This window comes from Merdimonas faecis (assembly GCF_001754075.1).
Lineage (GTDB): Bacteria > Bacillota > Clostridia > Lachnospirales > Lachnospiraceae > Merdimonas > Merdimonas faecis.
This window is the reverse complement of record NZ_MIEH01000006.1, coordinates 1-21,511: the sequence shown is the minus strand read 5'-3', so window position 1 is coordinate 21,511 and position 21,511 is coordinate 1. Positions and strand designations below refer to the sequence as shown.

At 44.0% G+C, this 21,511-nt stretch carries 19 protein-coding genes; 17 read left to right on the top strand and 2 right to left on the bottom strand.

Translation table 11 applies throughout. From position 1 onward, the window contains the following. Positions 1-162 precede the first annotated feature (162 nt). From BKD12_RS02080 to BKD12_RS02070, 3 genes are all read left to right on the top strand, one after another. Complete coding sequence (locus BKD12_RS02080) at positions 163-753, top strand: type IV toxin-antitoxin system AbiEi family antitoxin domain-containing protein (protein ID WP_083262795.1); 591 nt, start codon at positions 163-165, stop codon at positions 751-753. Further along, complete coding sequence (locus BKD12_RS02075; RefSeq protein ID WP_070087673.1) at positions 750-1,595, top strand: nucleotidyl transferase AbiEii/AbiGii toxin family protein; 846 nt, start codon at positions 750-752, stop codon at positions 1,593-1,595. Before BKD12_RS02080 ends, BKD12_RS02075 begins: the two co-directional genes overlap by 4 nt. A gap of 194 nt (positions 1,596-1,789) precedes the next feature. Further along, on the top strand, positions 1,790-4,006 hold the full coding sequence (locus BKD12_RS02070) for an InlB B-repeat-containing protein (protein WP_070087672.1): 2,217 nt from the start codon (positions 1,790-1,792) through the stop codon (positions 4,004-4,006). 41 nt (positions 4,007-4,047) lie between these two features. On the opposite strand, the gene BKD12_RS02065 is transcribed toward BKD12_RS02070, so the two are convergent. Then, positions 4,048-5,235 carry an MFS transporter gene (locus BKD12_RS02065; protein ID WP_070087671.1) on the bottom strand — a complete coding sequence of 396 codons (1,188 nt, stop codon included), beginning with the start codon at positions 5,233-5,235 and terminating at the stop codon, positions 4,048-4,050. Between the two features lie 161 nt (positions 5,236-5,396). On the opposite strand from BKD12_RS02065, the gene BKD12_RS02060 reads away from it, so the two are divergent. From BKD12_RS02060 to BKD12_RS02020, 9 genes are all read left to right on the top strand, one after another. Beyond that, positions 5,397-6,125, top strand: coding sequence for a GntR family transcriptional regulator (locus tag BKD12_RS02060; RefSeq protein ID WP_070087670.1), 729 nt, complete (start codon positions 5,397-5,399; stop codon positions 6,123-6,125). Between the two features lie 211 nt (positions 6,126-6,336). Then, entirely contained in the window at positions 6,337-7,227 is an 891-nt protein-coding gene (locus BKD12_RS02055; RefSeq protein ID WP_083262793.1) for a PfkB family carbohydrate kinase, read from the top strand. A gap of 19 nt (positions 7,228-7,246) precedes the next feature. Beyond that, positions 7,247-8,545 (top strand): ABC transporter substrate-binding protein, encoded by a 1,299-nt coding sequence (locus BKD12_RS02050; protein WP_070087669.1) that lies wholly within the window; start codon positions 7,247-7,249, stop codon positions 8,543-8,545. Between the two features lie 42 nt (positions 8,546-8,587). Next, positions 8,588-9,484 (top strand): carbohydrate ABC transporter permease, encoded by an 897-nt coding sequence (locus BKD12_RS02045; RefSeq protein ID WP_083262804.1) that lies wholly within the window; start codon positions 8,588-8,590, stop codon positions 9,482-9,484. A gap of 9 nt (positions 9,485-9,493) precedes the next feature. After that, complete coding sequence (locus tag BKD12_RS02040) at positions 9,494-10,315, top strand: carbohydrate ABC transporter permease (protein WP_070087668.1); 822 nt, start codon at positions 9,494-9,496, stop codon at positions 10,313-10,315. A 6-nt stretch (positions 10,316-10,321) separates the two neighbouring features. Then, on the top strand, positions 10,322-11,158 hold the full coding sequence (locus BKD12_RS02035) for a sugar phosphate isomerase/epimerase family protein (protein WP_070087667.1): 837 nt from the start codon (positions 10,322-10,324) through the stop codon (positions 11,156-11,158). A 3-nt stretch (positions 11,159-11,161) separates the two neighbouring features. After that, positions 11,162-12,142 carry a sugar isomerase gene (locus tag BKD12_RS02030; protein ID WP_070087666.1) on the top strand — a complete coding sequence of 327 codons (981 nt, stop codon included), beginning with the start codon at positions 11,162-11,164 and terminating at the stop codon, positions 12,140-12,142. A gap of 83 nt (positions 12,143-12,225) precedes the next feature. Continuing rightward, on the top strand, positions 12,226-12,849 hold the full coding sequence (locus BKD12_RS02025) for a YesL family protein (RefSeq protein WP_070087665.1): 624 nt from the start codon (positions 12,226-12,228) through the stop codon (positions 12,847-12,849). A 57-nt stretch (positions 12,850-12,906) separates the two neighbouring features. Further along, on the top strand, positions 12,907-13,182 hold the full coding sequence (locus BKD12_RS02020; protein ID WP_070087664.1) for a metal-sensing transcriptional repressor: 276 nt from the start codon (positions 12,907-12,909) through the stop codon (positions 13,180-13,182). A 140-nt stretch (positions 13,183-13,322) separates the two neighbouring features. Here the strand turns inward: BKD12_RS02020 and BKD12_RS02015 are convergent, their stop codons facing one another. Then, positions 13,323-14,795 carry an IS1182 family transposase gene (locus BKD12_RS02015; protein WP_083262791.1) on the bottom strand — a complete coding sequence of 491 codons (1,473 nt, stop codon included), beginning with the start codon at positions 14,793-14,795 and terminating at the stop codon, positions 13,323-13,325. 157 nt (positions 14,796-14,952) lie between these two features. Here BKD12_RS02015 and BKD12_RS02010 point away from each other — a divergent pair, with 157 nt between their 5' ends. From BKD12_RS02010 to hypD, 5 genes are all read left to right on the top strand, one after another. After that, positions 14,953-15,549 (top strand): zinc-ribbon domain-containing protein, encoded by a 597-nt coding sequence (locus BKD12_RS02010; RefSeq protein ID WP_070087663.1) that lies wholly within the window; start codon positions 14,953-14,955, stop codon positions 15,547-15,549. 10 nt (positions 15,550-15,559) lie between these two features. Next, positions 15,560-16,141, top strand: a complete 582-nt coding sequence (locus BKD12_RS02005) for a hypothetical protein (RefSeq protein ID WP_141736922.1) — start codon at positions 15,560-15,562, stop codon at positions 16,139-16,141. Beyond that, entirely contained in the window at positions 16,092-17,873 is a 1,782-nt protein-coding gene (locus BKD12_RS02000) for a nuclear transport factor 2 family protein (protein ID WP_176730904.1), read from the top strand. The genes BKD12_RS02005 and BKD12_RS02000 overlap by 50 nt, the downstream gene beginning before the upstream one ends. Before the next feature lie 257 nt (positions 17,874-18,130). After that, on the top strand, positions 18,131-19,042 hold the full coding sequence (locus BKD12_RS01995; RefSeq protein ID WP_070087660.1) for a trans-4-hydroxy-L-proline dehydratase activase: 912 nt from the start codon (positions 18,131-18,133) through the stop codon (positions 19,040-19,042). 4 nt (positions 19,043-19,046) lie between these two features. Then, positions 19,047-21,425 carry a trans-4-hydroxy-L-proline dehydratase gene (gene hypD / locus BKD12_RS01990; RefSeq protein WP_070087659.1) on the top strand — a complete coding sequence of 793 codons (2,379 nt, stop codon included), beginning with the start codon at positions 19,047-19,049 and terminating at the stop codon, positions 21,423-21,425. The last annotated feature ends 86 nt before the right edge of the window (positions 21,426-21,511 follow it).

Sequence of the window (21,511 nt, the reverse complement as noted above, 5' to 3'; positions counted from 1 at the left end):
TTTTATAATAAGTCTGTTAATATGCGCGAAAAAAGGGCACTTTTCTAAAAGAGAATTTTAGAAAAGTGCCCTTTTTGGAAAAATATTTTTCGTATTATTTGAAGTTTACTTTTGTGTCTAAATAATATATAATTAGGACAAAAAAGTAAACAAGGCGGTATTATGAAAAAAGATATTTTATGGAAATTGTCAGATGAGAATAATGGATATTTATTTACGGCAGAGGTGCTCAGCCATAAGATTTCAAAAACTTATCTGTCAAAATTTGTAAAGGAAAATGGATATGAAAGAGTAGCTCATGGAATCTATGCAGCGCCGGATATCTGGCCGGATGAACTGTATTTGTTGCAGAAAATGAATCCTAAGATTATTTTTTCCGGGGAAACAGCACTTTATATCCACGGGCTTACAGATCGGGAATACAGTAGGATTGAAGTGACTGTTCCTCAGGGGTATAATGCAGTTCATTTGAGAAAAAAGAAAATCCAGGTAAGATCGCTAAAGGAAGACTTGTATGAATTGGGAGAAACTGTAGCTGAATCGGGATATGGGAATCAGATTGTAGTCTATGATAAGGAACGCGCCATCTGTGATGCGGTAATTAATCGGAAAAAGATGGATGTGCAGACGTTTCAGATTGTAATGAAAGAATATATGTCAGACTCAGGAAAAAGGTTACAGGTTCTGGTTCGCTATGCAGAAAAGCTGAAAATACGTGACGAGGTTATGAAATATGTGGAGGTGCTGGCATGATCCATACATCAAAACAGTTAAAAGATAAAGTGAGAAATATTTCTCATGGCGATAATCAGACTGCACAGATGCTGATCCGTAATTTTATTATGGAGCGCTTTCTGGAAAGAGTTTCGATATCCCCTTATCGAAATAATTTTATATTAAAAGGCGGCATGCTTGTCGCTTCGTTAGTTGGAATTGACACAAGAGCAACCATGGATATTGATACAACGATCAGGGCGCTGCCCCTGAATGAAGATGAAGCTGTGAAGATTGTCAGTGAGATCATTCACATTCAGATTGAGGACGGGATCAGTTTTGAAATCGTAAAAGTATCTGAAATCATGACCGACTTTGAATATCCAGGGGTCCGGTTGGTGCTGGAAGCCAGACTTGACCGTTTGAAACAGAGGATTAAGATAGATCTCTCTACTGATGATGTCATTACACCTTCAGCAATTCGTTATAGTTATCCTCTTATGTTTGAAGACAGGAATATCGAACTGATGACTTACACGCCGGAAACTCTTCTTGCAGAAAAGATCCAGACCATTCTGGCAAGGGGAATTACAACAACGCGGATGCGAGATTATTATGATGTGTATGAGATTGTAGTAGGAAATAAAGTCAGTATCGATAAGAAGGTGCTGGCAGAAGCATTTACAGCAACCTGCATGAAACGAAAGACTACATTTGGTTCGGAGCAAGTAGAAAAAATCGTGAATGAAATATCAACAGATGAAGGATTATTGAATTTGTGGGATCTATATAAGAATGATAATTTCTATGTGGGTGATATAAAATGGACTGTAGTCTGCGAAGCTGTATGTGCTTACATAAAGGATAACATTTCAAAATGAATTAAAAAATTAAGTTGGCCTCTTGTGAAATAAACCTCTTTCTTATGGAGAAGTAAAGGGAACAATAAAATCATACTTAGAGCAGCACCTCTTCTCTGGAAAATATTACTTGCAGTTTTTTCCTTCCTGAAATGGTATAATGCGGAACGGTAGTGATACGGCCATTTTGCAAAAGAGAAAGGAATAAAGGGCAGATGAGAGGGATGAGAAGACGGGCGGCTTTTGCACTTCTTCTGTTGTCGCTGTGCGTTCCCGCTATGCATGTAAGCGCGGAGGCTGGGGGCGGGCAGGCAGAGTATACAGTGGAATACATTGCGCGGGATCAGGGGGCGGAGACCCTGCTGGCAAGGGAGACTTACCGGGCACCGGCGGGAAGAAGGGTAAATGTTCCTCACAGGGATTTTGATCATTGTAAGAAAGAACCGGGGCAGGATATGACGATCCTGGTAGCGGCAGATGGAAAAGGGACGAAGAAGATCTACTATACAAGGCTTTTTTATGACCGGGTTACATTTCAGACGGAGGGGACTTATATCCCACCTCTGTACGGCTGGGCGGGACAGGATATCCGTGACCAGATTGGAGCAGTGGAGGAACCGGTCCGGCAAGGATACATTTTCCAGGGATGGGATCAGGAGCTGCCGGAGGTGATGCCGGAAGGGGAGACGGTACTGAAGGCCCTCTGGGAGCCGGGGGAGAGCCAGTATACTGTGCTGCGGTGGATGGAAAACGCAGAGGACGAGAGATACTCGCTGCTGGGGGAGACTGAGGTGCGGACGGCCAGAACGGGCAGCAGGGTAACGGCTTCCAGGGAGGATGTGGAGCGGGCCGGGGAGATGGCGGACTGGTTCCCGGATTCGGAATATTACGGAGATTACTATGGGTTTGACTATGCCCGCTGTGACGACACGGTGGTGACGGCGGATGGGAAAGCCGTTCTGAACCTGTATTATGACCGGGAGATCTGGACCATTCGTCTCCACGAGGAAGCGGCCCACGAATCAGACTCCAGTGATTCTCTGATCCCCAACAAAGAGGTCTGGTATACGGCGCAGGGGAAATACGGCGCGCCGCTGCCGGAAGATTTCCCCTCCTATGATGAGATGGAGAAGCATTACATGGAGAGGACACAGCACCAGGATATGGAATTCCTGGGAGTGCGGGATGAGTTTGAGGCCAGCGGGCGCCATCTGGACAGCTTTTATTTCCAGGACCTGGCTCTTGGTAATCATACCTTCGATGCTTATCCCTGGCTGGAGCGGGATTCTTACACAGTTTACCTGACTTATTTTAAGGAGCGAAGTGACGGGACTTACCGGAAAGTCCGCCAGGAAAGTGTTCAGGTGGACAAGGATCCGACTGTGTACGGCGCGGAGGTTACGGTCCTGCACCCCAAGGGGCTGACCTGTGAGGAGAGCTGGTATACCACCGGCGCTTCGCCGGAGGCCTGCGAACAGGGAAATCGTATCCCTATCAGCCCCCTTCAGATCCAGGCGGACGGGAAATGCGTGTTCCGTGGAGTGAGTTCTCACATTTACATTTATATGAAGCGGGACACCTTCCGGCTGGATTATGTGGACGTCAGCGATCAGGGGGAAAGCCGGGTTCTCTATACGGAAGAAGTGACCTACCGGGATGAGGTGACCCTGGCATATGTTCCGGAGAATGAAGCGGAGCATAAAAATCAGAAGTTTACCGGCTGGTATCTCAGTCCGGCGTTAACGTCCGCAGGCGAACCTCTTCAGGGGTTCCTTATGCCCTCGGATCACGTCCGTGTGTATGCCGGACGGACGCCGGCAGACCGGACGGTAAGGTTCGATGTGCAGGCGGATCAAGAAGAAGTGTCCAAAGTTCCTGCGGAGCAATCCGTCCGGGCCGGGGAATGTGCCCGGGAGCCGGAGGCTCCCATCCGTGCCGGATACATTTTCCTGGGATGGTTCGAAGAACCCTCCGGCGGGGAGGATACAATGACTGCGTGGGACTTTGGGAAGCCGGTGGAGGAGGACCTGATCTTGTATGCAGGCTGGATCCCGGTGGAGGATACAGAATACACCATACGCCATGTGGAAGATGAAAGCGGCAGTTTGTTTTATGAGGAAAGAGGAACCGGAACCAGAGGAGATCAGATCATCGTACAGCCGCTGGATCCCTCAGACCCGGCCTATCCTGCAGACGGGGAACCAGAGCCGGATCAGCAGCAGATGGTCAGGCTGGTGAGAGAAAAAAGTGGAAATGTCTACACCATCCGATATAAGGAGAGAAAGGCGGCTGTCTTGCCGGACAGCTCGAGTAGCCCGGATGGCTCGGGAGAGGCCCCTGACACAGGCGACCGGGCGCAGGCTGCCGGGTGGTTTGTTATGGCGGCAATGGGCCTTGGCGGGGTGGTGCTGGCAGGCCGGCAGAGGTGTTAACAGGGGGGAACGGTATTACAATCATTATCCTGTTGCTTAAATTAAAGAGTTTCATAGGCGTGTAACTTTCGACAGGCTATGATGGTTATTATCAAGCCTGCTAATGCAAGCAGACTGAAGCAGCCTAACATGATTTTTACTGAGAAAAGATCTAGTAACGCGCCGCATAAAAGGCTGGAAATTAAACCGCTTAGACCAAAAGTAAAGATTCCCAATGCACTTTGCCCTTTCATTTTGTCGCATGGCGGGAGAATGGAATTGATGTAATATGTAGATGCAGGGACGAAAATTCCGTAAGAAAAAAACTGGAGGATCTGTGAAGCATATACATCAATAATATTCCCGGCAAAGAAAAGCATAGATATTTTAAGAAAGAAGAAGACACAGGAGATTAATAGAAGAGTCCGGGGAAGTATTTTCCGGGAGAGTGGGGTGAAGGCAGCCATTGCAGGAAGTTCCAACAATGCGGCGATAGAAGTGGATATGCCGAGTTCGCGGCTGCCGCCACCAGTTGCTTCAATAATATTAATATGAAAATTATTGATCACTGTGTAACTGAAATAGAGAAGCAGCATTCCAGTAAATAAAAGAAGAAGAAATGGATTTGCCCGCAGAAACGAGAGCATGTTATGAGATGATTCGGAAGGAAGCTCTGTTGGCATAGTTGATGATCCGGGAGTATTGACCGTATGAAGGCACAGAAGGAGTAAAAGCACACACTGCGTTGCAATATGTACGGGCAGGATCACAGATACAGAATAGTGGCTGATTATATTGCCGAGAAACAGGGAGGAGCAGGCATAGGAAAGAGAACCAAGGCCTCGTGCCAAACCAAAATTGAGAGGGATCCCGGCATTGACAAATTCAATGCCAAAAGTGTTGATAAGGGATGAGGATGTAAGTATGCAGGAATTAAGTAATGTATAACATATAAAAAGAACCGTTTTTTTTGTTGTGAAACTGAGAAGTATGCCAAGTAGGATAGAAATTACGCCAAAGCCAAGAAGAAAATGCCTGGCTGACAGGCGGGGGAAACGATCCAGGGCGACCCCATAGAGCATCTGCTGAACGATACACAGAAAGGAAGAGCAAGTGAAGAATAAGCCGGTCTCTGTATTGGTGAATCCTCTGGATTGCATAAAAAGAGCAGCAAAGCCCATTATTGCACAGCAGGAAATATAATATAGGATCATAACAGTTGTAAATCGGAAGAAAATCCTGAATTTCATAGTATAGTCTCCTCATAAACAAAAAAATAATACGTTATAAGACATATTAATATGAAGCAGAGTGCATGTCAATAAAAAGACAGTTGCAAAACCGATATTTATGGGATATGATTAGACTATGATAATACAAGTCATAATATATGTTGTCGGGAGAATGGACTATGGCTGTAATTGAGAAAGTGAATCCTATGCCGCTTTATCTTCAGTTGAAGAATCAGATAAAAAAGGAAATCCGAACCGGACTTCTAAAAGCAGGAGATAAGCTTCCATCGGAAGCGCAACTTCAGAAGGAGTATGGGATGAGCCGTGTTACAGTACGTAATGCGATGGAGGAACTGGCAGCAGAAGGCTATATCATAAAAGTCCAGGGAAAAGGTAGTTTTGTTGCAAATTCAGACATGCTTAGACTGCCAATAGGAGTTACCAGTTTTTCTGAAGATGCAAGGATGCAAGGAGTAAGTCTGACATCAACAATCCTGAAGACAGGAGTCGAGGAGATCCAGTCGGAGTTGGATCGCAGGTTTTTTGGAAGCAAGACAGGAGGAAAAGTTTTTGTGCTGAAGCGGGTGCGTAAAGCAGATGGGGTTCCTGTCACAGTGGAAGAAAATCATTTGCCGCCAGAACTGGTTACTCTGGAGGAAGAAGATCTGACAGGATCCTTGTATGATATATTGATCAATAAATATCACATGGTGCCTTCCAACAAAGGAAGGAGAAGTATTAAGATTACGTTCGCAGATGAGGAGATTGCAGAAGCGCTGGGCTTATCTCGTGGTACGCCAGTGATAGAGAGTGAAATGTGTGTGTTTGATATGAGTGGCGAGCCTATCCACACGGTGAAGGACTGGGTAAGGGGGGACAACGACCGTTATATCAGGTGGTATGTATAGATAATACAACTAGATACAAATTATGATTGATTTTCAAAAGGAACGAGTCTGACAACAGACGGGTTCCTTTTTATTTTTGTCAAAAAAAGGAGCTGTAAATTGTGAAATCTGCATAAAAAAGATGATTATAGGATAAATATATTGACAAAAAGGTGAGTGCGGATTAGTATAAATATAAGACGTATTAATACATGTTAAATCGGGAGAGAAAATGAAAAAGATTAAAATTATAGGGATTGGAATAGCGACAATGGATATTTATTGTCACATGAACAGAATGTATCCAGGAGGAAATGAGTACAATATTGCTTATAATGCAAAATTACAGGGTGCAGATAGTGGCTTCATGGGTGTTTTTGCAGATGACAGAGTCGGACAGATCCTCGAAGAGACGTTGAAAGAAGCTGGGGTCGATACTAGTTATTCCCATCACGAACATGGTTCCAGCGGATATGCCTTGGTTGATCTAAAGGATGGAGACCGGGTTTTTATTGACTGGAATCGAAAGGGTGTCACAGATTTATATCCATTTGTATTTACGGAGGATGAAATACAGTACATTAAAAAATTCGATGTGGCTTGTATCAGCTGGGGAGCCAGGGTCAACAGAGAGAAGATCAAGAAGCTGGCTCTTGCAGGTGTCCGTATTTGTTATGATTTTTATGACAATTTCTTGGAAGAAGATATAAAGGAAATTTCTCCCTATATCAGTTTTGGCTTCTTCTCATGCAGTCATTTGACGGAAAGCGAGACAGAAGAGGTTTTAAGAAAATGTGTAGCAAGTGGGAGTGCAATAGCTGTGGGGACAAGAGGAAGTAAGCCGGCAGTTGCTTTTGACGGAAAGCGGTTTTATAAGCAGGATATCTGTCCGGTGAAACCTGTGGATACAATGGGGGCTGGGGATGCCTATATCAGTGCTTTTTTAATGAATTATCTTGCGGCGGAGGCTGACGAGCCGGATGTCGGTGGAGATAAGATAACGATTTCGCTGCAGAAGGCTGCGCAATTTGCAGCTACAGTGATCGTCAAAGACGGCGCGCTTGGCGTGGGATATGACGTCGATCCTTCCAGGCTGCCGGAAATTATCAATCTTCAATTGTAGAGAAAAGGAGGAACAGATTATGAAAAAAAGAATGCTGGCAGTAATTCTGACGCTGGCCATGACAGCTTCGCTTGCAGTGGGCTGTGGGGGCGGTGGAGAGAGCGGATCAGACGGAGATACGATTACGCTCACTTTCCTGGATAAACATCCCGAGGAAGAATATAAAGGATATTTTGAGCAGGCAATTGCAGATTTTGAGGAACAGAATCCTGGCGTGGAGATTGAGTATGAGAATATCAGTGACCAGGCGATCAAGGAAAAGCTTAGTGTACTTGCAGCAGGCGGTGACTTGCCGGATATCTTCTTTGCCTGGGGCGGAGAATGCCTGAATCGGTTTACAAGGGCCGGAAGAACACTGGACCTGACACCTTACATGGATGAAGATCCGGAATGGCGTGACAGTTTCCTTCCATCTTTCCTCAGCAGCAGTGTATATGAGGGAAAGAATTATGCTGTTCCTTATCGGAGTGCCGTGCTGTACATGCTTTATAATAAGCAGATTTTTGCAGACAATGGATTGGAAGTTCCTACCACCTGGGATGAATTTATCGATGTATGCGAGACGTTAAAAGCTAAGGATATAAACCCGATTGCGTTTGGGAATTCTGATAAGTGGTATACCATGTGGTATGTAGGGCAGTTTAATGCCAACTTTGTAGATGAGGCAGTGAGAACCGAAGATTATAATCCGGCTTCCGGAGAATTCACAGATCCCGGATATGAGCAGTCAGTACAGACGCTGTTGGATATTAATGACAATGGTTATTTTGGGAGCAATGTCAATTCCAAGGATTACTATCAGGTACGTGAGGAATTCATTGCCGGGCAGCATGGGATGATCTTGGATGCAACAAGTCAGTTTTCTTTCTATACCGATGGGATGGGAGAAGATGGATATGGTTATTTCAAGATTCCGATTCCCAACGGAGCAGAAGGAGATGCTGCGGCTACTACAGTGACAGGAGGATCTGAGAACTATGCTGTATCCGCAGAGTGCGAGCATCCAGATGAAGCAGTTGCTTTCCTGAAGTTTATGACGACCCGTGAGCAGGCAGAAAAGCAGACCAGTGAAACAGGACTTCCCAATGCGTTGATCGATGGCATTACCGAGGAGAATTCCGATCCTGTTATTGCAGATGCGTATGTAACAGCCGAGGACTATACGGCAATCGCAGAGTGGCTGGATCAGTGTATTGATGGAAGCCTTGTAAACACCTATATGACAAGTCTGCAGGAAGGACTGGACGGTAAGTCCGCCGAGGATATTATGGCAGATGTGAGAGCTACGGCTCAGGAAGTAGCCGAGGCGTCGGAATAGCAATATTTGAAAGCGGGAGCGGCAGATATTCCGCTCCCGTTTATGGAGGAAGATATTGTGAATAAAAAGAATAAAAAAACAATATGGCTTTATCTTTTTCCTGCAGTTCTCATGGTAGTGATCATCCTATATCTTCCGATTTTTATCAATCTGTACGAAAGTTTTTTTAGCTGGGGAGCGATGAGCACACGGCATGAGTTCGTGGGATTTGAAAATTATATAAAGATGTTCCAGGATGATATTTTCTATATTGCGATGAAGAATAATCTGATCTTTACAGTTATGTCTGTAATCTGTCAGATCGGAATATCACTTTTGATCGCGAATGTCCTGGAAACAAAGTTTATAAGACGAACTGCAGTTTTTTTCCGGACAGTATATTTTATTCCATCGCTTTTGATGGTGACGGTTGTCGGTATTGCTTTTCAGATGATTTATAGTCCATCCATCGGAATAGTTAATCCTCTTCTGGAAATGCTGGGGATTGATACGACGAACATCGATCTGCTGGGGAATGCCGGGAGTGCAACTTATGCTATTGCGGGGATGTCTCAGTGGCAGTATATCGGCTACACAGTAATTCTGTTTGTTGTTGCGATTCAGAATATACCTTCCGATCTATATGAGGCTGCGGAGATAGATGGTGCCGGAGCAGTGAAGAAATTTATTTATATCACGCTTCCAGAGCTTAAGGATACCATTATTATTAATACGATCATTACAGTGACCGGTTCAATTCGGGAATATGATGAGGTGTTTGTGACAACTAATGGCGGCCCCGGAAATGCATCGGAAACTTTAGCAACATATTTGTATAAAGTTGGATTCACAAACGACCAGATGGGATATGCTTCTGCGCTTGCTTTCTTTATTTTCATTGTTACGTTCATTATAGGGCTTGCGCAAATGAGGAGTTACCGGCTGGATGACCAGCAGTAGGAGGCGCATATGAAAAATAAAACGATACATGCTATTGCATATATTATATTCATTCTTTTTGCGGCGATCATTATCCTCCCAATGCTGTGGATGATCATTACCGGTTTTAAGACGAATCAGGAGTTGTTCCTGTCGCCGTTCAAGCTGCCGGAACAGTGGAATTTTCAGAACTATATTGACGCCTGGAATCAGGGGGTGGGAGTCTATCTTTCTAACAGTGTCATTATTACTGTTGTAGCAACAGCTCTGTCCACCTTTGTCAGCTGTCTGGCGGCCTATCCATTGGCAAGACTGCCTTTTAAAACAAAGAAGTTCTGGATCTATCTGATCATGGGAGGACTTATGCTGGCACCCCAGTCCTCAGTCATCTCTCTTTTCAAGATGGTGCGGATGGTGGGACTGTACGATACAAGAACCAGTCTGATCCTTATTAATGCAGCGTTTCGAATCCCGTTTGCAATTTTCTTGATCATGACATTTTATAAAAGTATCAGTTACAGTCTGGACGAATCGGCCTACATAGACGGTGCGACCACATGGCAGATTTTTAGAAAGATCATAGCGCCTTTGAGCAAGCCGATCATTGCGTCCAGTGCCATTGTCAGTTTCCGGGCCGTGTGGAATGAGCTTATGTTTGCCAATATAATGCTGCAGAGCACGGATAAGAAGACAGTGCCGGTGGGACTGATGAATTTTCAGGGAATGACAACAACAAACTGGACATTGGTCGTAGCCAGTATGGTTATTGCATCTCTGCCACTTGTTATAGCGTTTTTGATCTTGCAGAAACAGTTTGTGCGCGGCTTGACTGCGGGAAGTGTGAAAGGATAGAAAAACATGAAACATTTGAACGAACAACAGATTCTGACTTCCAATTATCCTTACTATAAATATTCGCTTGACTATGCGCTTGACTCTCTGGAGAGGATGAGGCATGAGAATATTGAGTTTTATGGTTGTTTTCCGCATTTTCATCTGGACGATGTGGGGTATAAGGATGTCAGGCAGCTGAAAAGGAAATTAAAAGATCACCATCTTTGTACAGTGTGTTTCACACCAGAGCAATGTTTGTATCCGGTTAATATCGCAGCGAAAGATCCTGTTGCGCGGAAGAGAAGTCTGCAAGTGTTTGAAAAGTCTATTCTATATGGCAGTGAGCTGGGAGCGCGTTATGTTGTGGTTCTTGCCGGATATGGAACTTTGGATGAAGAGGAGAAAGATGTGTGGCCAAGATCCGTGGAGGCTCTTGGTATCCTGGGAGAATTGGCTGAGAAATGTGGGGTGAAACTGGTTTTGGAGACTTCTCCAAGGGAGTATACAACAACTCATAATTCGGCAGATGTCCTGCGGATGATCCGAGAAGTTGACTGTTCGGCGGTGAAAGGAATGATTGATACAGCAACACTTGGATTTTCAGGAGAGACGATGGAAGAAGCGGTCCATGATCTGGAAGGGCATCTCGCACATGTACATGTGGCGGATGGTGTGCCAAACGGGCATTTGATTCTGGGAGAGGGAAATCTTGATATCCCAGAGATGCTCCGGGTGCTGGAGCAGGCAGAGTATGATGGGCCTCTGAGCCTTGAGATCCTGAATGACCGGTATATCAGGGATCCTCACCGTGCTATGGAGACTTCACTGATGATGTTAAAAAAATATATAAAGGAGATATAAGGAATGGGAACTAGAGAGATTATTGAAAAAATTGTAAAAGAAAGAGAAACTGACGGCGGAATCAAAAGTGTTGTGTGGATTGCGGCAGGCGGATCTAATGGAGGAAATTATCCTGCACAGTATTTCATGGACAGAGAAGCGAAAGGAATCCGTTCTCAGATGTTCACAAGTAATGAGTTTGTTTATGCGCCACCGAAATTTGTTGGACGGGATACGATCGCGGTTGTGACATCCATGAGAGGAACCCCGGAAACGTGTGTGGCGGCAAAGGTGGCAAAAGATCTGGGAGCTGCAACCATTGCCTTGTATGTTCAGGAATCTGCACTGACAGAGACATGTGATTACAAAGTGAAATATGATAGTATTATGTTTGATGAGTCGGATCAGAGTCAGACAAACGCAGCTCTTGGTATGCGGATTGCCATGGATATCGTGGACATAGTGGAAGGCTATGAATTTTATGATGATGCAATGGCTGCATATGATATACTGGATAAGGTATATAATGATGCGAAAGCGTATTGCATGCCATTGGCAGAAAAATGGGCATATCAGAATAAGGATGAACATATCATATCTGTTCTGGCCAGCGGACCGGCGTATGCGGCGGGATATATCTTTTCTATATGCAATATTATGGAAATGCTTCAAATTCAGTCACCGACGATCAACTGTTGTGAATTCTTCCATGGCCCGTTCGAAGTGTTGGATAAAAATCAGTCCTTCTTCCTCCTGGTTGCGGAGGGGCGTACAAGAAAAGCAGATGAGAGGGCAGAGCGTTTCCTTAAGGAGTATGGCGGAGACAAAGTGTATGTTTTGGATGCGAAGGAGCTTGGAATCAACCGGTTTAAAGATTCGGTGGCAGAATATTTTAATCATATGCTGTTTTCACCAATCCTCAACAATACATATATGAAGAAGCTTTCTGAGGCAACGAAGATAGACTATCTGACCCGAAGATATATGTGGAAAGTCCAGTATTAATATGGGTGAGGCGGAAAGGACTGCTTCTCGCAGGGGCAGTCCTTTCTACGTAGTTGGCCGCGCCAGGGAAGGAGAAAACAAGGATGTATCAAGAACAACATATTATAATTCGGATATTAACGCATATTTTCGATTTTATTCTTCTAAATATCCTGTGGCTGTTAACTTCGATTCCGATCGTTACACTTGGCGCAGCAACTGCTGCACTGTATTCGGTGATGATGTCTGTTGTTGAGAAGAAGGAAGGATATATTATCAAAGACTATTGGAAAGCATTTTGTCGAAATTTTAAACAAAGCACGGTTGTGTGGATCCTTTTACTGTTCCTTGGAGCATGCCTTTGGTTCGATCTTACGCTTATTGGTGTGGTCCCCGGTTTATTCAGGCAGATTGGGACAGTTGTTCTTGGGGCAGTACTTATCTTCTATTTTATGGAATGTATCTTTGTATTTCCGCTGATAGCGAAGTTTGAAAACAGTACAGGAAATATGATAAAAAATGCATTACTGATTCCGGTATCCCGCCTTCCATATGCGTTGATGATTCTTTTTATGACAGGAGCAGCGATCATAGTCACATTTCTCAACCAGAGGACGATCATGATAGGGGCGGTTATATGGAGTGCTATTGGTGTTTCTGTTCTTTCTTATGCAAATTCACTGCTTCTTGTAAAGATGCTGGCGCCTTTTATGTTGGAGGAAAATTGACTTTTCTTCTCCTGGTTGCTATAATACACATACCCCTAATGGTATGGAGGATGGATTATGAAACAATGTATGGACGCCCCAAATCTGCACCGCAGGCTTGCGAAGATCATCGGACAGGTGCAGGCCATTGACCGGATGATCGATGAAGATGTTCCCTGCGAGGATGTTCTCTCTCAGATCAATGCTGCGAAATCCGCGCTCAATAAGGCAGGACAGGTTGTTCTGGAAGGACACATCAAGCATTGTGTGCGCGATGGGATCGAACACGGCAACGCAGACGAGACCATTGAGAAATTTACCAAAGCGGTGGAACGCTTTGCCAATATGCAGTAAAAGCACGGTTATGAAAACCAAAGTGCCACAACCCTTGTTATTAAGGGCACTGAAAAACTTCCATTTTTTCTTAAGTGGAAGTTTTTCTTTTAGATTATTTTCAATTCTTTGTTTAGAAAAATCACAAAAAAAGCCATGGTTTACTCCATAGCCAGCTCCTCTAATCTTACTATTCGTTTTATATTTGCTGTAAATGCCGTAAAATACATTTGCAGATGCATAGCAAATAGACCTCTCGAATCTGCTCTGCGCAATCCGTGAGCTTCTTTTAATTCTCCATTCTTTTCTTCTATTCTATGCCGGATCTTCATTCGCTCCTTGAAATATTCACTTTCTTCAAATTTAAGTCTTTCAAGGTTTTTCTCGCTTGCCTGCGTAATACTGTAACTTCGTATTTTTGCCTTTGATTTCCCCACATAGCAATTCTCTTTTTGCGGACATTTCCGGCATTTAACTTTACTAAGGATATACCTTAAATAAGTGTTTCCATTTGAAGCCGACCTTTTTTCTATACGTGTAGAAAGTTCTCCAGCAGGACATTGCAACATACCTGCATCTTTATTGAAACAGAAACCTTCCTTAAGTTCACCATTTGCGGCAGCCGCTACCGCTGTGTTCGTTCGGGCTATCAGCGCTATTTCTTGTCCGCAGGTTTTCAGATTATCATCACTGACATATGCCATATCGCCTATCACTTCTGCAACTTGTATTCCGTTTTCCTTTGCTTTTTCTATCAATTTTGGTAATTCCTGTCCATCTGGTGCTCCTCCGTCTGTTACGCTGATCCCCGCAATGAAACGTTCTTCTGTCATAGCAAGATGATTTTTATACCCATAAAATGTACTGGTTGCCGTCTTGTGTCCAAACCGTGCATCTTTATCATCTTTGGAGCGGATTTCCTTGAGATGTTCGTCTTCTAGTAGTTTTTTCATCTCCTGCGAGAGTTTCCGTATTTTTTTATTTCCGCAGGTTTCTATTCCTTCTTCCAGAGTCTGGAGTAGTTCTTTAGTGTAGGCAATTTCTTCATCCAGTCCTGCTTCCAAAGATGGTTTCTCGGGAAATAGCTCTGATAATTCAAAAGCTGTTTTATAAATCTCTTTCCGGAGTTGTTTGCTCATATCCCGCAGAATCTGCGTTGGGGATTTTGCCCGAACAGACGCAAGTGTATGAGTAGAATCAACGATAATGGTTCCCGATTTGATCAGTTTTTTGTCTAACGCTTGTTGAATAGTTTCTTTCAGCATTTCTTCCAGGATATCTTCTGTAATACGAGTTTTTCTGAATTTTGTAAGAAGACTGGGATCTATCATTTTTGCTTCCGGTTCCAGATCAAGGAAAAATTTAAATGCCATGTCCGTCTGGGCGCTGCTAATCAGAGCTTCATCAGAAAGATCATACAGTTTTTTCAGAAAAAGCAGTTTAAACATCATCTCCGGCTCCTTCGCCGGGCGACCGAAATTTTCACAATATTGCTTACGAAGCATTGGATTTACAAAGCTGAAATCTATATTTTCTTTTATTCTCCGCAAAAGATGATCTGCAGGAATGATTGCATCGTAAAGCCCCTGATATGGTGACAATGATAATTGTAACTGTGAATGATCTTTTAACATGGCAGCCGCTCCTTCCGTATATTTCTATTATAAAGGAAATACTAAAAAAAGCCCAATTCTTTTTTAGAATCAGACTTTTTCAGTGCCCTTTTATTTATACGGTTTGTGGCGTTTCGCAAACGCCTAAAGGATAAAATTTTGTGAGGAGGGATTTTTTGTGATTTGCAAGAGATGTGGAGCCCAGGTTCCGGAAAAAGCAACAGAATGTCCGAATTGTCATACCCCTGTTAAGAAGAATATGGTTTTGACAGCATTGAGCAAAGTTGCACATGAGATTCAGAAGGGGACGATTCAAAAAAATATTAAAGAAGGAAAAATCAATATTCCCGTAGCAATCACTTCGCTGATAGCTGTCATTGCACAGTTTTTACCGGTTTACAAAATGGAAATGTATGGTTATAGCGACAGCTTTACTGCGTTTGAAGATTTTGGGCGGACAGGGGCTATAGTTTTCGTGACAGCACTCTGCATACTTTTTGCAATGATTGGTGACCAGTATCTTGGGTATGTCTTGATTTTTGGAGGTCTTTATTTTCTTAATGCAATCTACAATACCTGGAGGACGCACTATGTCATATCATCCGTTGCTGGTGTAGGTGAAATGGGGATAGGTATTTATCTTGCGCTCCTGTCAGGCGCCGGGATTCTAGGAGCATGCCTGTTTAGTTTGAAAAAGTATGGAATAAACTGGAAAGAGTTTAAAGAGTTTGAAAAGAACAGAGGAGAAAATAAAGGATCAAATAGCGAAGAATAAGGAGATATAAATGAAGAGATTTATTAGCTTGATTCTAATATGTGCGATAGCGTTTTCTATGGCAGCCCGCTCAAGTGTTTCTGGTGAAAAAACACCGTTTCATCTTTATAGGTTTTTGACCGAGATACATATGGATACGGTACGTTTTAGTGGTTTGAACTTGGCAGAGTTTTTGGAAGGAGTGGAAAAGGATATCGTAGAGGGCAGCGATCCGTATACTGTGACAAAAGAAGGGCTGGAACAATATTTTCAGGAAAACTTTTCAGAGCAGAGCACAGTGGAATATTCTGGTTCTTTTTCACTGATATGCAAAGTATATACAGATGAAGTGGTGAAATTTGCATATGACGATGCGGTGAAAACACAAGGAGAGGCCGCTCTCGCAATGGAATTTGAACTGACCCCGGAATTTGGAGAAGATTTTACTTCTTATACTGATATTAAGATGGGTTTTAAGGGGGCATTGGATGGTTCGCTTAATGAGATACATATTTTGGGGAATGAAGTGAAAGACAGAAGTAAGACTCAGGTGCTTCCAACGAATGAAGAACTTCTGGAACTGGGAAATGAATATCTTTCAAAGTCATATTAATCACGATGGCGTTACAGGAAAGGAGAGGGATGACATGAGGAGGCGAGGGATATTATTTAAAGCTATATTACTGAGCGTATTAATAGTTGTTGTACTGACTGGATGTCAACGAAATCCTGAAGAAGGCCCCAGGGAAATAGCACAGACTTATTTTGACGCAGTGAAAAAGGGGGATGTAGACAAAGCATTGTCCTGTTATGTTCCTGAAGTGCAGCAGGCAATAGAAACAGGTAAGGATCTTTCTGGCCTTTTGTCTGGCAAGCTTTTCGGGGGAGATGTCACTGATTTGGGACAATCTTTTATGGGCGCCGCTGCTGCTGAGAAATATAAAAATTATGAATTCAAGGCAACCGGTGTAAAATTTATGGATGATAAAGGGACAAAGGCAACCGTAACAGTAGAAGTTTATATTGATGATAAGTTAGATCGGGAAATCAAGGTTTCAACCGTAAAGTATCAAGATGAATGGTATATTGATGCGGATGTATTGTCTGAAAGTAATACCAGCGAAGAAAGCTCTGACACTCAGGAAAGAAAAGCTGAATTCTGGGAGTCTTTCGAAGGGGAGGATACAGAGAATCTCTACTTGGCGGACGCCCGTAGTTTCAGTGAAGGAGCAGCGTGGCTTACTGTGTCCAACGGAGAAAGCTTTCAGTCTATGGTCATCAATGAAAAAGGGAAATCGTTATATCAGAGGAAAGTATCAACGGGAACCCCTTCGTGTATGACCAATTTTTCGAATGAGGTTAGCTTTATCTCTGATGAGAATGGGAGTGCTGTCGTAAACACCAAGGGAAAAGTTGTGTTTACGGATGAAGATATTTATAAAAAGTGTGAAGAGATATTTGGAGAAGGAAGTCTGGATTCTTTTGAACTTCTTCGAAGTGATAGTGAAGAGGAGTTGTTTAATGGTTATTCTAAGGTGACGATGGAAGTAAATACTTATGAAGGAAGCGGTTGTTATCAGGGGATTTTAAAGCCTGATGGTACTTGGCTTTTGGAACCGGAAGAAGTGCAAATTACGATGTATCCGGAATGGCCGTTGGCTGTTATTGTTGATAGAGAGGATAACGAGCGGGCGCTGAAGCTGGATACGGGTGAAATATATGACGCCGGGCCTGAGACACATTCGAATAATTTAACAGGCGCCTATTCGTCATTTTTTCACACAGAATTTACACAGGAATCATTTGCAGCAACAGATGGCTGGGGAAATGATCAGAGCCGTCAGATACCTCTTAGACGCTGGATGTTAGAATCGCTGCAGGAGAATACTGATGGGCTAGTCTACGATTCAGAAATGAATGCATTTGTCGATAAGGAGAGGAAAAAGGTTATTGATCTTTCTGAATATACACATGTAGAAGATAATGTTCCTGTTTTTACAAATGGATATGCACTTTTGCTGGTTCAAAATCCGGATGGAGACACATATTATACTGTTGTTGATAAGGAAGGAAAACGTGTTTTTGAACCTAAAAAGTGGGGGTCATATGGCAGAGGATATGCATATATTACAGGAGATCGATTCCTGATAACTAGTCCGATCGCGCCTCAATTTTATGCCTTTGCGTCTAATCTGGGGATGGCATATATGGATTTGTTAACAGGGGAACCTATTGACGGGATGTCTTATGAAAAGATGTATCCATATGTAGGAGAAATTGCGTTGGTAATGAACGAGTTAGGATATTATGATTATATCGATCTGGATGGAAATGTAATATTCTAAGATATCCGCCACTCTATATGCAGGGAATGCAAGAGTGAGGCAGTCTCTTTCAGATTAAGAAGAGCCTGCCTCTATTTTATTTGCCCAGCGTGGGCCTCTCTAAATTATGAATTATCATATTGAACAAAATCCTGCCGAAATTTATAGTAGAGATGCCCATTGACAAATTTATAACATTGCTGTAAATTAATTATCAAAGAAATAGACTAAAGTTCAAACCTGAGTATAAAATGCGGCAGAACTTGCGGGAGATTGAGATGAAAAATATAACCAATATACAGAAATTTTCTATTCATGACGGAGACGGGATCCGTACTACCGTATTTTTCAAGGGCTGTCCTCTGAAATGTGAGTGGTGCCATAACCCGGAGACCCAGAGATTTGAAAAAGAGATGCAGGTAGACAGAGAAAAATGTACCGGATGCGGAACCTGCGCATCCGTCTGCCCGAACGGTGCGGTCAGGATGACAGAGGATCACCGGCCGTCCTGGGATCCGAAGGCATGTACATTCTGCGGAAAATGCGAGAATTTCTGCCCGGCAGGAGTCCGGGAGATCGTGGGACGGGAATATACGGTGAAAGAATTAACGAAAGAGCTTATGAAGGATCAGATGTTCTATGAGGAATCCGGCGGGGGAGTTACATTTTCCGGCGGAGAGGTCATGTCCATGGATATGGACTTTATCCTTGCCATGGCGAAAGAGCTGAAGCGGCAGGATGTGACGCTTACCATAGACACCTGCGGCTATGTTCCTTATGAGAGATTTGAGAAGATCCTTCCGTATGTAAACACCTTCCTTTATGATGTAAAGGTGATGGATCCGGAATTACATAAAAAATATATGGGGACAGACAACAAGCTGATCCTTGAGAATCTGATCCGCCTTTCTCAGGATGGGGCAAGGATCTACATCCGGATTCCTACGATTAAAGAAGTAAACGGAAATGAAGAGAACATGAAGGAAACCATAGCGTTTCTGAAACAACATGATATTCATCCGGCCGGGGTTAATCTGCTGCCGTATCACGATACGGGGAGCGGAAAGTATGCGAAGCTGGATATGGAATATAAAGGTACTGATCTGCATGCGCCGGACAAAGAGGAGATGGAGGCGCTGGCCGCTCTCTTTGTAAATGCAGGCTTTACGAACACAAAAATAGGAGGGTAAAAAAATGGGAAAATCACGCGGCATGAATGAAAGAATTCAGAAGCTCAGAGACATCAGTGTAAATACACCGGTTCATATTGATCTGGAAAGGGCAAAGATCGAGACAGATTTTTACAAAGAAAATGACGGGAAATATTCTATCCCGGTTATGAGAGCGATGACTCTGAAAGAGTATTTCTCCAAAAAAACACTGTATCTCGGCGACGGAGAGCTGATCGTCGGAGAAAAAGGAAGGGATCCGCAGGCATCTCCTACCTTCCCGGAGCTTTGCTGCCACAGTGAAGAAGATATGGTCGTTATGAGCGAGAGAGAACTGGTGTCCTTTAAGACGACAGAGGAAGACAGAAAGCTTCAGAGAGAAGAGATCATTCCGTACTGGACAGGAAGAAGCATGAGAGAGAAGATCCTTTCCAGAATGACGCCGGAGTGGCATGACTGCTATGAGGCTGGTATGTTTACTGAGTTTATGGAGCAGAGAGGACCGGGACATACCTGCGGTGGAGAACAGGTATTCACTACCGGTTACATGGACTACAAAGAGAAGATCAAAAAGACCATGGATGAACTGGATTATATCAATGATCCGGAAGCAGTAAATAAATGCGAAGAATTAAAGGCTATGGATATTTCCTGTGACGCCGTGATCATCCTTGGCGAGCGTTATCATAAACTGGCGCTTGAGATGGCAGAAAAGGAAACCGACGAGACCAGAAAGGCTGAACTCCTTCAGATCGCTGCAAACCTGGAAGTCGTTCCGGCACACAAACCGCAGACCTACTGGCAGGCAATCCAGCTGTACTGGTTTACACACCTTGCAGTAACCACAGAGCTGAACCCGTGGGATGCATTCAGCCCGGGAAGACTGGATCAGCATCTGTATCCATATTATGAAAGAGACGTAGAGGCCGGCATCCTTGACGATGAGAAGGCGCTTGAGCTTCTGGAGTGTCTGTGGGTAAAATTCTACAATCAGCCGGCTCCGGTAAAAGTCGGAATCACACTGAAAGAGAGTGCAACCTATACAGACTTTGCAAATATCAATACCGGTGGAGTAACTCCGGACGGACGTAATGGTGTCAACAATGTCAGCTACCTGATCCTGGACTGCATGGATGAGATGAAGCTGGTTCAGCCAAACTCCAACGTAACCATCAGCAGAAAGACACCGGCCAAGTTCTTAAAGAGAGCATGCGAGATCTCCAGAAAAGGATGGGGACAGCCTGCATTCTATAACACAGAGGCTCAGATCATGGAGCTGGTAAATGCCGGAAAGGCTCTGGAGGATGCAAGACGCGGCGGTTCTTCCGGATGTGTGGAGACTGGAGCCTGGGGAAGCGAAGCTTACATTCTGACAGGATATCTGAATATCCCGAAGGTGTTCCAGCTGACACTGTTTAACGGATATGATGAATACAGCGGAAAGCAGATTGGTCTGAAGCTGGGATATGCAAAAGACTTTAAGACCTTCGACGAGCTGTGGGCTGCATTTAAGAAACAGCTTGAATATATCGTAGACATTAAGATCCGCGGAAACAACGTAATCGAGCAGCTGTATGCTCAGGAGATGCCGGCTCCGTGCCTGTCTGTCGTAACAAATGACTGTATCTCCAATGCAAAGGATTACAATGCCGGCGGAGCAAGATACAACACCAACTATATCCAGGGTGTAGGTATCGGAACTGTTACCGACTGTGCTGCCGCTATCAAATATAATGTATACGATAATAAGAACTTCACCATGGAAGAGCTGATCGAGGCAATGGAGCATGACTATGAGGGATACGATGCAATCTACCGCATGGTTCATGACAAGAGCCCGAAATACGGCAATGATGATGATTATGCAGACAGCATCATGCAGGATATCTTTGAACTTTACAGAAGCACGATCACCGGCCGTCCGAATATGAAAGGCGGAAAGTACGGTGTAGATATGCTGCCGACTACCTGTCATGTATATTTCGGTGATGTGATCCTTGCAACACCGAACGGAAGAAAGGCACATAAGCCGGTATCCGAGGGTATTTCTCCGGAGAAATCCGCAGATACAAACGGACCGACAGCCGTGATTAAGTCCTGCTCCAAGATGGATCACCTGGCAACAGCCGGAACGCTTCTGAATCAGAAGTTTACTCCGGATGTGGTAGCCGGTGAGGAAGGACTGGAGAATATGGCAAGCCTGATCCGCTCCTACTTCTCCATGGACGGACATCACATTCAGTTTAATGTTATCGACCGCCAGACGCTGATCGAGGCGCAGAAACATCCGGAAGATTACAAAGACCTGATCGTCCGCGTGGCTGGATACAGCGACTTCTTCCGCAATCTTAGCAAACCGCTCCAGGATGAGATCATCAACCGTACAGAGCAGTCATTTAACTAAGAGAGGGAATATTTAAATGATATAGATAAGACCGGAACTCTAAAAAGGGTTCCGGTCTTGTTTTTGATGTGCGCCTGGCGGCGCAC